Source organism: Sulfolobales archaeon (assembly GCA_038897115.1).
Taxonomy (GTDB): Archaea; Thermoproteota; Thermoprotei_A; order Sulfolobales; family AG1; genus AG1.
Window position 1 is genome coordinate 1 of record JAWAXC010000059.1, and the last position, 13,968, is coordinate 13,968.

A 13,968-nucleotide genomic window follows, 5' to 3' on the forward strand; every position below is an offset into this window, starting at 1 on the left:
TGTGCACTAGCTATCAAGGCACATGCCCTTGCTAAGAAGGGTCTAAAGCTAGAGTCCCATAGGGATCTCTGGCTCTATAAGAATGAAATAGCTAGAGAGCTTGGCGAGTGGGTGAAGATAGTATTTAGACAGGCCGACTCCATGCATAAAAACTTCTACGAAGATCTAGCAACAAGAGAAGATATAGAGGATGTATTAAAAGAGGTTAAAAAACTCGTGACAGCTATACGCAATAATGTAGAGAGTCCTCAGTAAATCCTCTAACTATCACCCGTGCTGAGGTAGCCGATCTAATTCTTCAAAATCTCTTATCTAATAAAGCGTTAACAGCCTCCCCAATACCTAGATCGAGTACACAACATCTTCTATCATAGTCTCAATAATTTTATTCTATTCCATCTGGTGAGGGAATTTAGCAGAGATAATAGGCTATAGATCTTCACGACCTTTCCTGATCCCCTCCTATAGACCCCTCCTTAAACCCTTCTCACGGGCATAGCATCTTCTGAAAGTCTATCTGTTTCTTAACATAACTCTTAAGTCTTATCCTAGGGATAGACACCAATTATTAAAAATAAATATTTAAATATTTATTCTTTTGCCTAGTAGAACTTAACTAGGTGAGAGATATGAAACCAGAAGAGATCTTCGGTGTGAATGCTGGAAAGGTATGGAGTGTTTTGAAAAATAAGGGGCCATTAACAGCTAGACAGATAGCTAAAGAGACGAACTTAAAGATCACAGATGTCTATGGAGCCCTTGGATGGCTGGGTAGAGAGGGGAAGATAGAGATTATTAAGGAGAAGGGTAAAACAATCTATAGACTTCTCGAGTAGCTTAAAAACGGGATCGTCTAGCCAGCTGGGGTAATGGATGAGCCTTAACCAATAGAGATTGTTCTTCACAACCCCATAGGATTAGATCGTGATATATAATAGATCCTCCTCAAGAAAATCTCCTAACCTCCTCAGCTACATCATCACCTCCTCTAGATCACTAGGGATAATATTGCTTTCTGCACATGAAGCCTATTCTCAGCCTGATCCCATACAACGCTTTGAGGACCATCTATAACCTCGTCCTCCACCTCCTCACCTCTGTGGGCTGGTAGGCAGTGCATGAATATCGCGTCTCTTTTAGCCATTGACATAATCTTCTTCGTGACTTTATATGGCTCTAGATCCCTGATCCTCTTATCCCTCTCAGCCTCCCTCCCCATAGAGATCCATACATCTGTATAGATAACATCAGCATCCCTAGCTGCGATCGAAGGATCGTCTGTTACCTCTATAACAGAACCCGTTAGATCCGATAATCTATATGCTCTCTCAAGGATCTCTTTAGATGGATAATAGCCTGGGGGCGTAGCTATATATAGATTCACACCCATCATAGAGGCTACAGCTATTAAGCTATTCAGAACATTATCGCCCCCATCTCCTAAAAAGGCTATCTTTATACCTTTAAGCCTTCTCTTCTTCTCATATATTGTAAAGAAATCTGTATAAGCCTGGAGGGGATGCTCCAGATCACTTAGAGCATTTATAATAGGCACGGTAGATGCCCTAGCCATTTCAATCAAGACATTATGGGAATATACTCTGAGTGCTAGACCATCTAAATATCTGCTAAGAACCCTCGCCGTATCCTCTATACTCTCTCCTCTGCCCAGCTGTAGCTCGTTCCACCCCATATATATAGCATAGCCCCCCAGCTGTCTCATAGCAAGCTCGAGGCTAACTCTGGTTCTTGTGCTCGGCTTCTGAAATATGAGGCCGAGGCTCTTACCCTTTAAAAGAGGCACCACCCTCTCGCCAGAGTAGTATCTATGTTTAAGCATTGCTGATAGCTCGAACACCCTCCATATCTCCTCAGCAGTTAGATCAAATGCAGATATAATATCCCTCCCCCTAAGACCACCAACTATTTTTCCACACCGCTAACAATAGATGCTCAGATATATATAAAGTTTAGCCGTAATCTACAAAAAATTATTTATTGTATATTCGATATAACTTCAATATAAGAATAGATCTCTCAATAGCTAATGCTATCTCATTTCCCAGATAAACTATATATCTCGTCATCTCTTACCTTAAAAAGAGGTTTCAACCATATATCGAAACATCTTAGGGTTTCTATCACTATCCCGAAGATCCTGCTGACTGTTGGTTGCTATATTCTAGCTTCTTAATAATCCCTTTAACCAGATCATCTATACCTTCTCCTTTTAAAGCACTTATCATATATATATTCTCGTACCCCCTCTCCTTCAGCCTTGATATACAGAGCTCTATCTCTTCCTTTGATGATATATCGATCTTATTTATAACAACCAAGATCTTTTCCCTTCTAATGATCTTCTCAACGCTATCTAGAACCCTCAGCTGCTGCTCAAGTGAATAATAAGCACCACGTCTTGGATCTATGAGGAAAACAGCTATATCTGCTAAGTGCTTTATAGCTGAAACAGCTTTGAGTTCTATCTCATTCATCTCCTCGATAGGTCTGTCGAGGATCCCTGGTGTATCTATTATTGATATCCTTCTCCCCCCAAGATCTGTATGCCCCATTATAACTCTCTTGGTGGTAAATGGGAAAGGAGATGTTTCAGGCTTAGCTGTAGAGATTCTAGATACTAATGTAGATTTACCAACCTGGGGCATGCCACAGATCACTATATTGGCTGTGTCGCTCGAGATACATGGGCTCTTCGAAATCTCATTGATGGCGTTTCTTAGCATCTCCACCCCTTTTAACCCTCTTCTTACAATAGAGAGGCTCCTCCCAACATACTCCCTTGCTAGCTTCTTAATCTCCGAAGGATCTTCAGATTCTATGATCCTCCTCCTATACTCTCTATACAACTTAGTAATTAAATGGATAGCCCTTTTACACCTATCTAGAAGCTCCTCATATCTCCCCCCACTAGCTATCACAGCGATTTCTGCATAGAATGGATGCATAGATGCAAGCCTGGGCAGCCTTGCACAGGCCCCTATATAATTTGCTAGTAGAGAGAATATTCTATCAAGCTTAGACACATAGATAGCCCTGGCCCTCACAATCCTATCCTTCTTTAAAAAGGAGGCTGATAGATCGCTTCTATCCATATATGACTTTAACACGGCATTTCTAATATCCTCATAGCTATAGATCCTCACAGCCTTAATGCTATTACTCAGACACTCTGACATAGGGATACACCGATTGGCACCATAACTATATAGCGGTCATACGGTTCGTGAATACATCATGACTCAGCAACCCGGTTTCTATCATCCCAGCTAATAATATTCTATGGCAATATATATTAATCCATTATTAGCCTACCAAGGCCTTCTAATATAGCATACTAGAAAGATCCGATTATAAACCTATCCCAGTTATAAATGATAAATCTATCGGTTCTTACAACCGAAAGCTTCGTATTTCAGGGCGGGGAGGAGGTTAGCTCTTCCTGCCCTAAAGAGCTTTGAACCATCCTAGAGCAGGGAGTAGCTTAAAATGTAGCCTCAATTCTCTCCGCTCTAGCCCAACACCTTATCTTAGATGCACTCCTCATATTCCATTGAGCAGATTTAATGAATATATGGCATCAGCGTATTTAATAGCATTAAAGGCTAAACATATAAACCTAATATGAAACCCCAAAAACAACTGCCCGGGGTATTTTATCGCGGTTTATTTCTGAGAAGACTGTTTACTACTCTGTCTCTCCTTCGTTTCCTTTTTACCACTCTCCTTCTCCATGAAGATCGTCGTTTTCTGCCTACCGCCCATCTCAATCCCTCTATATGAGTATATGTTAAACCTAATATCTTTATCTAATTAAAAGCCTCCCCTTTAGATAACGAGGACTTATGAATCTATTATAGAGATGAATGTTGGATCGGCAGAAGCTCTATCTAGGGTGGAATGTGTCAGTCCTTACCATCAGAATCTACCTTGTCATTCTCAGCACCAGCTTCCTTGATTATTTCTTCCAGCCTATCTTTCTCAATCACCCTCACCTTATCGTCGAACTCCTTCTTCACTATAGATGCATCGCTATAATTCGAAATCACCGTATATACCTTACACCCTAGCCTAAGACATATTTTAAGTGTATTCGCTATTTTTTCGGTAAAATCCTCCGTGTTTTTCAAATGATCCTTTATCACAAGGGCGGCCTTATGCCCTTTCGCGCTGCCCAGTATATCTGGTGCTGTTCTCTTGAGTCTCACAGCCTCCATTCCAATCTCTGATATTCTTCTCAACAGAGGATCCTCCTTTACATGTGTTTTGAGTATCCTTTCAACATAGCTGAATATATATTTCTCAGTTAACTCATATACATCTACTTTAGACACTATATCCTCGCCAAATATCTCTATAAGCTTCTGGGCAACCTCTACCGAAGGATCCATAGCGCCTTTCTCATACTCATATACAGCCTTCCTACTTATCCCTAAGATCTCTGCTAACTCGCCCATGCTGAGGTTTCTCTCAATCCTCTTTCTATGGAGAGCCTCGCCCTTGATCTTTACGAAGAACTGGCCTTTCTTATAATATATAGCTACCTTTTCATCTGAGAGGTAGAGATCTAGGGTCTCAGGATCCATAACACTTATATCAGATCTATCCATTACAATCCCTGGCTCGAGATCTTCGTTCAAATAGCTCTTCGAAACAATAAGCACCGCGGAGTTAAGTATCTTAGACGATAACTTCAGATCCTCGATCTCCTCCTTAGAAATCTCATAAGCATCTTGAGAAACCTTTATAATAAGCCTGCCATTTGCTACAATATCAACAGATCTCCTACTATCACGGGGGTAGTTTATAATATCTACTCCTAAACCATGCTTTCTCAAAATATTTATTGTCCTCGCAATTAACGCCCCCAACTCCCCTCCTAGGGATATGCTATCCACACCACTCCTCATCATACTGGAATCCTTCATACCCTTCATATATTATTGAAATGATAAAGAGGGTTTTATATCTTTTGATAAGGGATCCAACGTCTTCATTAGATAATATACATTTATCACTATATCTACCCTCTATTATACCAGCCTTCTTAAGCCTCTCTAGCATAGCCATAACAGCTGTACTGCATTCTAAGAGTTTAAAAAGCGGTGTTCCAGAGATCTTAGCAACTATCATTGGAAATCTAATCTCTGAGTAAAGATCTCTTGGGATTATAGAAGCAAGATCTCTAGCTTCACTACCAAGCATAATATGTAAGCCTCCTCCAACCAGCTCAACACCCACGGCCTCCTGGGATAGAAGCTCTGAGAGCTTCTTTCTATCCTTAGGCGCTGTTCCGCTGAAGCTCCTCACAAGCTCTTTATAATAGCTTTTAATAGGATCTCTCTGCATCTCCATAGAGTGAACCCTATATTGTTTCCCTATAGCTTTTAAGAACACCCCCTATCATTATAACTGCTCTATCAGCGTAATCAGTAACCCTAGGGTCGTGGGATACTATAATCACGGTTGTTCTGAAGTCCTTATTAAGGCTTTTAAGCATTTCAAGAGCCCTAATGCTGTTATCCCAATCGAGATTAGCTGTAGGCTCATCTGCAAGGATAACGCTCGGAGTATTTACCATAGCCCTTGCTATCGCAACCCTCTGCTTCTCACCCCCGCTTAGATATTTAACGCTTTTAAACGCTACCTCCCTTAACCCCATATATTTGAGGATCTCCATAACCCTCTCCTCCCTAGCCTTCTTGGGAACCCCTGCTAGTAGTAGTGGTAGCTCTACATTCTCATACACAGTTAGATCCTCTACTAAGCCATAGTCCTGCGGTATATAGCCAACAACAGTATTTCTGATCATAGCTAGCTCCTCCTCATCCAATAGGGATATGTTATATCCATCAACTATAACATCCCCCCTATCAGGCTTTGTAAGACCTGCTATGAGTTTGAGAAGAGTTGTTTTGCCAGAGCCTGAGGGGCCATGTATAACCATTATCTCACCCCTCCTCACAACAAGGTTAACCCCTCTCAGGGCTACTACTTCGCCTACCTTGGGATCCCTATAGATCTTCCACACATCCCTGAGGATCACCACAGGCTCCATGGATCTATGACCTTGCCTATCCAATTACTGATATAAATAGAAAATATATATTTGCCTCCTCCTGTCCTAAAGGACAATGCTTTTAATTATAACCCTAAATCGAACATCATTTTTTCTTCTTCCTCTTCCTCCTCACCCTCTTAGCTCTCCTAATAACCCTCTTCTCAGAAGACCCCTCAGATCCCATGTAGATCTTCTCCCCATCCTCTGTTAAAAAAATCACCGCTTCGTATGGCTCATTAACCCTTACATATCCCTCGAAAACATAGATCGTGGTGCTGGGGGTGTACCATACAATATTATCCTCGCTTAGAGCTCCCCCCGCTTGTGCTGTATTAGTGCCTATAGTATTGATCTCCTCAACATGTTGGCTACTAGTATTTTTAGAGGCTTCATCGCTCTCCTCTGGAATAGGTAGCTCTCTATCTTTCTGTAGTGTATCTACAGAGGCTCTATTCCTCCGAACCACACCGATCTTCAGGAGCTTTGATGGCCTGTAGAACAGTATATGAGATCCCTGTGTATCTACCCCTTCCTTTCTACTAACACCAACCCTTATAATACCATCTTTCATCTCTGCTATAGCCTCTACATAGTCCCCATCCCCAGCATCTCTAGCTAGCTTCTCCAACGCTTCCTCAGGGTTTTCCCCTAGCTCTAGAGGCTCCTCAAATACCTTCTCCCCTATAGCCCTTAGGGATGTAAACTCCACAGGTCCTATCGAGCTTTTCTCCTCTTTATAAAAGATGATCTTTACCCTAGCCTTCAAAACATCTACCTCTTATACCCTATCCTCCTCAGAAGCTCCTTCCTCTCCTTAATATCCTCTTCACTCTCAACCCCGAGGGGGGAGAATCCATCGACAACACCTAGCACAGCTCTCCCCTGGTCTGTTTTACCAACTATTACTTGGAGGGGGTTGGCTGTTGCAGCATAGATCCTAACCACCTCCTGTACATTCTTTATAGCATTTAGAACATTTATGGGCCATGCATCCCTTATATAGATCACAAATACATGTCCAGCCCCTATAGATCTTGCAGCCTCTATAGCTAACTTCTTAAGCTCCTCATCATTACCATCATATCTAATGAGCCTCTTACCGCTAGCCTCGCAAAAAGCTATCCCAAACTTTATCCCAGGAACAGATGTTATAAGAGCTTCATATAGATCCTCGACTGTTTTTATGAAATGCGACTGACCTATAATTACGTTAACACCATGTGGAATTGGGATCTGGACAACCTCTATACCATGGAACTCCGGCAACGCCGCCCCTATATCTCTTCCATAACGTCCTCAATAAGCTTTTTCCTAACATCCCTATTGTCTATAATACTTGCTAGGGATATCTTAACAAGAGCCCTTGAGATCTTTACTAGCTCGTCCATCTTAGATGATAGCTCCGACAAGCTCCTATCGATACCAGCTAGCTTCACATCTAGCTGAGATAGCTGGGCGAGGATATGCTCCATTATGTGGAGCTGCTCATGCAAAGGATCCCCATGCTCGTGTTCATGCCCATGCTCATGCTCCTCCTCATACTCCTCCTCCATACCAGCGCCCTCGGCCTGCTCTCTCTTGGAGATCTCCTCTATAATCTCCTTCATAGTCTCCTCATCCTTAGGAAGCCTCTTTACCCTAAACTCTGACAAGGGGTACACCATAATGTATTCGTGCTATACAGCAATATATATCCCTCATATCTCAACATTCTTATCTTATTAACATTTACGCTCATCTCATCACATCCAACTAACCTGACCTTCAAGAACTCTTTTTCCCTATCGAATATAGGGTTTTATAAAGCCTCATATTACCTTTATAAGTACTTATTATGAGATCCTGACCTCCTCCCTGCCTTAAAGGGGGCAGGGCTTTCAGCTGTAATAGACACAGGCATTACTAGCTATTCTTTTTTGCTATATTGAGGCGAAATAGCTGGTCATCTAATCAGTGATTCTATATCCCTAAGATCTCTTTTAAAGCCTTAACTAATCCCCCTCTTTCGATCTCACGCCTTTCACCGCTAGCTGTTATGTAGATCGTGGCCTTTTTGCTTGTAACCTCAGCCTTCCCTATATATAGCATTATCGGTACTGAAAGCTTTCTCCCATATTCCCTCTGCTTCTGATGAGATCTTCTCATAAGATCCCAGGAGACGCTGATCCCACTGCTCCTAAGCTCCCTCACAATATCAAGTGTATAGTTGAAAACATCATTATCCCTGTCCATCATCACCACATACACTTGGTTATATGTTTTCCTAGACATGTTGAAAACACCCAGCTCCAGCCCAACCTCTATAACCCTATCAAGGCCTATCGAGAAGCCTGTTGCTGGCATCTTGGTTCCTGTGAACATCTCGATTAGATTATCATATCTACCACCACCACCTATCGAGCCTATCTTTATGCCCTCTACAATAGCCTCGAATATAGGGCCTGTATAGTAGTCTAGACCTCTTACTAGGGACATGTCAAAGACTATGTTCTTCGATCTCACGATCGCTGATATCTCTTCTAAGTGTTTTATACCCTCTACAACACGTTGGTTAGATCCATATTTTGCTTGGAGATCTCTGATCGCCTCCTCCAGGGGTGCTCTCAGAGATATTATATCGATTATCTTATCTATAGCGCTCTCGCTGATCCCGATCCTTCTCAGCTCCCCCTTAACACCTTCTAGCCCTATCTTATCCAGCTTATCTATAGCTCTATACACACTCATAGGATCCCTCATCCCCAGCTCCTCCTCAAAGACCCCTTTTAAAATTCTGCGATCATTGATCATGATCTTAACCCCCGCTATACCCAGCTCTCTATATACATCCTCAGCTAGCATGAGGATCTCTGCATCAGCCTCTGGATATGGAGAGCCAACTATATCGGCATCACATTGATAGAACTCCCTATATCTCCCCCTCTGGGGCTCCTCATGCCTCCACACAGGGGCTATATGGTATCTCTTAAAGGGTAGGGGGAAGTTTCTATGCATAGCAACAAACCTTGCTAGAGGTACTGTGAGATCATATCTAAGGGCATATTCCCTATCCCCCCAAGGATCTCTAAACCTCCACATAAGCTTATTCTCAGCCTCCTCACCATATTTGCCAGATAGAACCTCGAAGAGCTCTACAGCCGGGGTATCTATAGGGTCAAAGCCATATCTTCGAAAGACACTCTCTATCTTCGCTATCACTTCCTTCCTAAGGATCATCTCATGGGGTTCGAAATCCCTAAAACCCCTAGGTATAGCCGGCTCTCTACGGGACATATCTATTTTATACCCCCACCTTTATATCCCCTGCATTTTAATTTAGCTTTCCATACGCTCAGAGCTCAGAGCCCGATCCTGTTTTCTAGAGACCGGTTCTCGGAGATGGGAGGCTGCCGATCTATCAGCCTCATAGAATATAGCTCTTAATAGAGAGAGGGTGGATAGTTAATATAACAACATTATAGATGGATAGAACAGCATCTCTAAAAGATCTTAAAAGATCTCGGGGCTTTTTCGGTTCTAAAAGAATGAGACTTTCAATTGTAAGCTTAGATCCTACGTAAGCTTAGATCTTACTATCGCCTCTATATATTGCGGTTGGAACTCCCCCTTAGGTATTTTTCCCTGGTTCTGCAGCTCCATATATTCCCCGCTTATATCCCATATCCTCTCTATACTCCCATTAGACCCTACCTTGATTAGTAGGAATGTTGGTGATGATGATACTTGGTAGAGGCTGAACGTGTTTCTCGCAGCCGTATTCGAGCATTGCTGGGTGAACCAATCACATACAACCTCTACTACAGTTATGTTTCTAAATACTCCCCCATATTCTCTGAGGTATTTAACAAATTCTGGATAGAATGCCTGGCAGTGAGGGCATAGGTCGTTATGGAAATATATGAAGTAATACCCAGGCTCTCTCGGCACATAGGCGTTGGCAACGTTGATGGGAACGAATCTAGAGCCATCCCAAACATATATACCATGGGGTATTCTGGAGGGATCCTCGCCACCGCTGTGGAGCTGAAGAAGTATGGCGCCTGCAGCCACAGACCCCAATGCTATGAATAACACAGCTATGATTAGAGTAGTACTAAGATTTGCCATAAGCACCGCTCTAAAAATTATTAGCGATGCTGGGTAATATATTGTTTCAATGAAATATTTTATCATAGAACATATACCCTCTTGGTCCTCTGAAACTTAGATAATATCTAGCTAGCTGATTGAGGCAATAACGCCGATCGCTTGTAATTGCCAGATACTTCTAGACATGAACCCCTATCCCTTTTTGATCCATGAACAGCTTGATGAAATAGCTAGGACATGGGAGGCATGAAGAAATCTTCCACATCCCCGAGGGAATATAGACTCCCGCGATCTATCTGACGGCTCCCCGCCCTTGAAGGGCGAGGGTTCTTCCCCCACTGGGGCGTCCCTCATGGTTTAGGCGCCCTTCACGGGGGCTGCATCATCGCCTTGGCTCAGGGCCCGCCGTCAGCTGCGGGCAGTGCGTGGCTCCTAGCCTGCTAGGCTCGCCACGCACCAACTCCAAGCATTATCATGTAGCAGAGGGTTTATAAGCCTACCGCTCTCCGCCTTAAAAGGCGAGGCTTCTAACCTTTGGTATGTGAAGAGAGGAATAGGTGATGATGGGTAGAGGTATTAAATAGCATAGACAGAATGATTCTCCGAAGCATCTAAGCACACAGATCTTCTTATTATTCACTATTGAGTATCAAGTTATATTTAACCGTGGTAATATTTACTAAGGGAAGATGTTTGGGTGATTATTCAGAGGATTTTATACAGGCACTTGCAAGGGCTATAAAGGAATGGCAAGATGAGATGGTGAGGGCTGGGTATAAGGATAGGCTTGATAGGTTTCTAACGGATTCGGGTATAGAGATAAAAACGGTATATACACCGCTTGACATAGCCTCAACCTCTTATTTCGAGAAGATCGGCCTACCTGGGCAGTACCCCTTCACAAGGGGTATACATTATAACATGTATAGGGGTAAGATATGGACTATAAGGCAGTTTTCCGGGTTCGGAACACCTGAGGATACTAATAAGAGGTTAAAATATCTCGTAGAGCATGGCGAGACAGGGCTTTCTATAGCATTTGATGAGGTAACACTGCTGGGGCTAGATCCGGATCATCCATTGGCTGTGGGTGAGGTAGGTGTTGAGGGCGTTTCAGTAGCATCTCTATGGGATATGGATGTGCTATTCAAAGATATAGATATGGGGAAGATAACCACTAATATGACTATAAATCCCCCAGCCCCGGTGATGCTCAGCTTCTACGTTGCCGTGGCTAGGAGCCGCGGGGTTCCAGATCATATGATTGGGGGTACCACCCAGAATGATCAGCTTAAGGAGTTCATAGGGCAGAAGACATATGTATTCCCACCAAGGCCTGCACTGAAAATAGGTGTTGATGTTATAGAGTGGAGCATAAGGAATCTTCCGAAGTGGAACCCTATTAGCATCTCAGGCTACCATATCTATGAAGCCGGTGCAACCCCAGTCCAAGAGCTAGCCTTCACCCTAGCTGATGGTATAGAATATGTGAGGGAGATGATTAGAAGAGGCTATGATGTAGACAGCTTTGCCCCGAGGCTTTCCTTCTTCTTCGTAGCAGGTATAAACATATTTGAACATGTGGCTAAGTTCAGGGCTGCGAGGAGAATGTGGGCTAAGATAATGAGAGACTGGTTTGGAGCTAAGAAGGCTAGGAGTATGTGGCTAAGATTCCATGCCCAGACAAGTGGGGTAGAGCTAAGGGCGATCGAACCGTATAACAATATCATTAGAGTAACCCTACAAGCACTCGCAGCAGTTCTCGGAGGAGCACAGAGCCTCCACACAAATGCATTTGACGAGGCCCTCGCACTACCAACAGAGTTCTCAGCAAAGCTAGCCCTTAGAACCCAGCAGATTATAGCGTATGAGAGTGGTGTGGCAGACACAGTAGATCCTCTAGCAGGTTCCTATTATATAGAGTGGCTAACAGATAAGATCGAGGAGGAGGCTTGGAAGATAATAGATAGGATCGAGAGTATGGGTGGAATGCTCGAAGCCATTGAAAAGGGATATCCACAGAGGGAGATAACCGAGAGTGCCTATAGAAGACAGAGAGAGATCGAGGAGATGAGGAAGATAATAGTTGGGGTCAACGCCTTTAAGGGCGAGCTACTCGAGAACGAGGTCAAAATACCTCTCCTAGAGATCGATGAGCCTGCTGTAAGGGCTCACCAGATAGCTAGGCTTAAGAAGCTTAAGAGCTCTAGGGATCAAGCAAAGGTGAATACCGCTCTAACAGAGCTGGAGAGAGCTGCCATGAGGGGGGAGAATATAGTTCCATATGTATATAACGCGGCTATATCACTTGCAACACTCGGAGAGATCATGGGTGTTCTTAGAAATGTATATGGCGAGTGGAGTGAGCCGATAATATATTAGAGATAGCCTGGGGATATCATATGGAGATCAGGGAGGAGGTTCAAGCACTCGGAGCTATTGGGCTGAGAAGGAGATATAGAGTGCTTGTTGCAAAGCTAGGCTTGGATGGACATGATAGGGGGGCTAAGGTTGTTGCTAGAGCCCTTAAGGATGCTGGATTCGAGGTGATCTACACGGGGATCAAGCAGACGCCCGAGATGGTGGTTAGATCAGCGATACAGGAGGATGTAGATGTTATAGGGATAAGCATACTAAGCGGGGCCCATATGGCCCTTGTACCAGAGGTGCTAAGACTATTGAAAGAATATGGAGCAGATGATATACCGGTAGTTGTGGGGGGTATAATACCGTGGGAAGATGCTGTGAAGCTTAAAAGCATGGGCGCCTCAGAGGTTTTCTTCCCCGATACACCATTGTCACTTATAATTGAGAAGATTAGGGAGCTGGCTGAGAAGAGGAGGAAGGGGCTTGAATAAGAGCCAGATCCATGCTCTGCTAGAGAAAGCATTAGAGGGTGATCTTAGGGCGATTTCAAGGCTGATCTCTATAGTTGAGTTCCCAGCCGAGGTAGATCCAGACGTTATAGAGATCATAATGAGGGAGCTTATGAAGAGAGGTGGGAGGGCACATGTAATTGGTGTAACAGGCGCACCTGGGGTTGGTAAGAGTACCCTCATATCTAAGCTGATAGCTTCTTATAGGAAGAAGCTCTACAGGGTAGCAGTCATAGGTATAGATCCTAGTTCGCCCTTCACACTAGGTAGCTTTATGGGTAACAGGATTAGGATGCAGATCCACTCATCAGATCCTGGGGTGTTTATTAGGAGCATGGCAACAAGGGGAGTCAGGGGTGGGCTAAGCGCTTCAACAGTGCTAGTACTAGAGGCGCTGGACGGGCTCGGCTTCGATAAGATAATTGTTGAGAGTGTTGGTGCAGGCCAAACAGATGTTGATATAATAAATATCTCCCACACTGTTTTAAACCTTGTGATGCCTGGTGCTGGAGATGAGATCCAGGCGTTGAAGGCGGGGCTAATGGAGATCGGTGATATCTATGTTGTTAATAAAGCTGATAAGCCTGAGGCCGAGATCACACTTAAACAGGTTATAGACGTTCTGAATTACGAGGGCTTTGTTAGAAGCAGTGGGTGGAGACCAAGAGCTGTTAAGGTATCAGCTGTTATGGGAACAGGTATAGATGATCTTGTTGCCCTTATTGAGGAGCATGTTGAATATCTTAGAAAGAGCGGGTACTTCCAAGAAGTTGTGAGGAAGAGGAGAATATATGGATCGTCTATCGTGATTAAACATATAATAGAAAGCAGGGTTGAGGAGATCTTTAATAGCGCTGATAAGCATATAATAGAGATGTTGTCGAGAGGAGATATAGATCCCTATACAGCTTCTCTACAGATACT

Annotated in this window: 15 protein-coding genes; 5 read left to right on the top strand and 10 right to left on the bottom strand. The window is 43.5% G+C overall.

The genetic code is table 11. The features are described 5' to 3' along the window. On the top strand, positions 1-255 hold a 255-nt coding region (locus QXE01_08205), incomplete at its 5' end, for a PaREP1 family protein (protein ID MEM4971217.1). A gap of 374 nt (positions 256-629) precedes the next feature. Beyond that, positions 630-836: a winged helix-turn-helix domain-containing protein gene (locus tag QXE01_08210; GenBank protein ID MEM4971218.1), complete on the top strand. Its 207-nt coding sequence runs from the start codon at positions 630-632 to the stop codon at positions 834-836. A 152-nt stretch (positions 837-988) separates the two neighbouring features. Here the strand turns inward: QXE01_08210 and argF are convergent, their stop codons facing one another. The 10 genes from argF to QXE01_08260 form a co-directional block, all read right to left on the bottom strand. Next, positions 989-1,927: an ornithine carbamoyltransferase gene (gene argF, locus QXE01_08215; protein MEM4971219.1), complete on the bottom strand. Its 939-nt coding sequence runs from the start codon at positions 1,925-1,927 to the stop codon at positions 989-991. Positions 1,928-2,144: 217 nt separating this feature from the next. Further along, positions 2,145-3,197 carry a GTP-binding protein gene (locus QXE01_08220; protein MEM4971220.1) on the bottom strand — a complete coding sequence of 351 codons (1,053 nt, stop codon included), beginning with the start codon at positions 3,195-3,197 and terminating at the stop codon, positions 2,145-2,147. A gap of 726 nt (positions 3,198-3,923) precedes the next feature. Beyond that, a complete protein-coding gene (locus QXE01_08225) occupies positions 3,924-4,946 on the bottom strand; it encodes a helix-turn-helix domain-containing protein (GenBank protein MEM4971221.1) in 1,023 nt (340 codons plus the stop codon). After that, a complete protein-coding gene (locus QXE01_08230; protein ID MEM4971222.1) occupies positions 4,909-5,373 on the bottom strand; it encodes a DUF61 family protein in 465 nt (154 codons plus the stop codon). Before QXE01_08230 ends, QXE01_08225 begins: the two co-directional genes overlap by 38 nt. A gap of 10 nt (positions 5,374-5,383) precedes the next feature. Next, on the bottom strand, positions 5,384-6,076 hold the full coding sequence (locus QXE01_08235; protein MEM4971223.1) for an ABC transporter ATP-binding protein: 693 nt from the start codon (positions 6,074-6,076) through the stop codon (positions 5,384-5,386). Positions 6,077-6,182: 106 nt separating this feature from the next. Continuing rightward, complete coding sequence (locus tag QXE01_08240) at positions 6,183-6,845, bottom strand: hypothetical protein (protein ID MEM4971224.1); 663 nt, start codon at positions 6,843-6,845, stop codon at positions 6,183-6,185. A 5-nt stretch (positions 6,846-6,850) separates the two neighbouring features. After that, positions 6,851-7,345, bottom strand: coding sequence for an adenosine-specific kinase (locus QXE01_08245; GenBank protein ID MEM4971225.1), 495 nt, complete (start codon positions 7,343-7,345; stop codon positions 6,851-6,853). Positions 7,346-7,353: 8 nt separating this feature from the next. Beyond that, positions 7,354-7,731 (bottom strand): hypothetical protein, encoded by a 378-nt coding sequence (locus QXE01_08250; protein MEM4971226.1) that lies wholly within the window; start codon positions 7,729-7,731, stop codon positions 7,354-7,356. Between the two features lie 307 nt (positions 7,732-8,038). Further along, the gene (gene hisS, locus QXE01_08255) at positions 8,039-9,352 is read right to left on the bottom strand and encodes a histidine--tRNA ligase (GenBank protein MEM4971227.1); all 1,314 of its coding nucleotides are present in this window, start codon (positions 9,350-9,352) and stop codon (positions 8,039-8,041) included. 279 nt (positions 9,353-9,631) lie between these two features. Beyond that, positions 9,632-10,186 (bottom strand): thioredoxin family protein, encoded by a 555-nt coding sequence (locus QXE01_08260; protein MEM4971228.1) that lies wholly within the window; start codon positions 10,184-10,186, stop codon positions 9,632-9,634. Positions 10,187-10,927: 741 nt separating this feature from the next. Here QXE01_08260 and QXE01_08265 point away from each other — a divergent pair. From QXE01_08265 to meaB, 3 genes are all read left to right on the top strand, one after another. Beyond that, positions 10,928-12,550, top strand: a complete 1,623-nt coding sequence (locus QXE01_08265) for a methylmalonyl-CoA mutase family protein (protein ID MEM4971229.1) — start codon at positions 10,928-10,930, stop codon at positions 12,548-12,550. A gap of 20 nt (positions 12,551-12,570) precedes the next feature. Beyond that, positions 12,571-13,026 (top strand): cobalamin B12-binding domain-containing protein, encoded by a 456-nt coding sequence (locus QXE01_08270; protein MEM4971230.1) that lies wholly within the window; start codon positions 12,571-12,573, stop codon positions 13,024-13,026. Continuing rightward, positions 13,019-13,968: methylmalonyl Co-A mutase-associated GTPase MeaB (gene meaB, locus QXE01_08275; GenBank protein ID MEM4971231.1), on the top strand; the 950-nt coding region annotated here is incomplete at its 3' end. The genes QXE01_08270 and meaB, both read left to right, overlap by 8 nt.

What these genes read in the sequence shown, in the direction of transcription:
- QXE01_08225 (MEM4971221.1), bottom strand. Translation starts at nt 4,946, where the DNA reads ATGAAGGATTCCAGTATGATGAGGAGTGGTGTGGATAGCATATCCCTA.
- QXE01_08260 (MEM4971228.1), bottom strand. Translation starts at nt 10,186, where the DNA reads ATGGCAAATCTTAGTACTACTCTAATCATAGCTGTGTTATTCATAGCA.
- QXE01_08230 (MEM4971222.1), bottom strand. Translation starts at nt 5,373, where the DNA reads ATGGAGATGCAGAGAGATCCTATTAAAAGCTATTATAAAGAGCTTGTG.
- QXE01_08270 (MEM4971230.1), top strand. Translation starts at nt 12,571, where the DNA reads ATGGAGATCAGGGAGGAGGTTCAAGCACTCGGAGCTATTGGGCTGAGA.
- QXE01_08210 (MEM4971218.1), top strand. Translation starts at nt 630, where the DNA reads ATGAAACCAGAAGAGATCTTCGGTGTGAATGCTGGAAAGGTATGGAGT.
- QXE01_08235 (MEM4971223.1), bottom strand. Translation starts at nt 6,076, where the DNA reads ATGGAGCCTGTGGTGATCCTCAGGGATGTGTGGAAGATCTATAGGGAT.
- QXE01_08220 (MEM4971220.1), bottom strand. Translation starts at nt 3,197, where the DNA reads ATGTCAGAGTGTCTGAGTAATAGCATTAAGGCTGTGAGGATCTATAGC.
- hisS (MEM4971227.1), bottom strand. Translation starts at nt 9,352, where the DNA reads ATGTCCCGTAGAGAGCCGGCTATACCTAGGGGTTTTAGGGATTTCGAA.
- QXE01_08265 (MEM4971229.1), top strand. Translation starts at nt 10,928, where the DNA reads ATGGTGAGGGCTGGGTATAAGGATAGGCTTGATAGGTTTCTAACGGAT.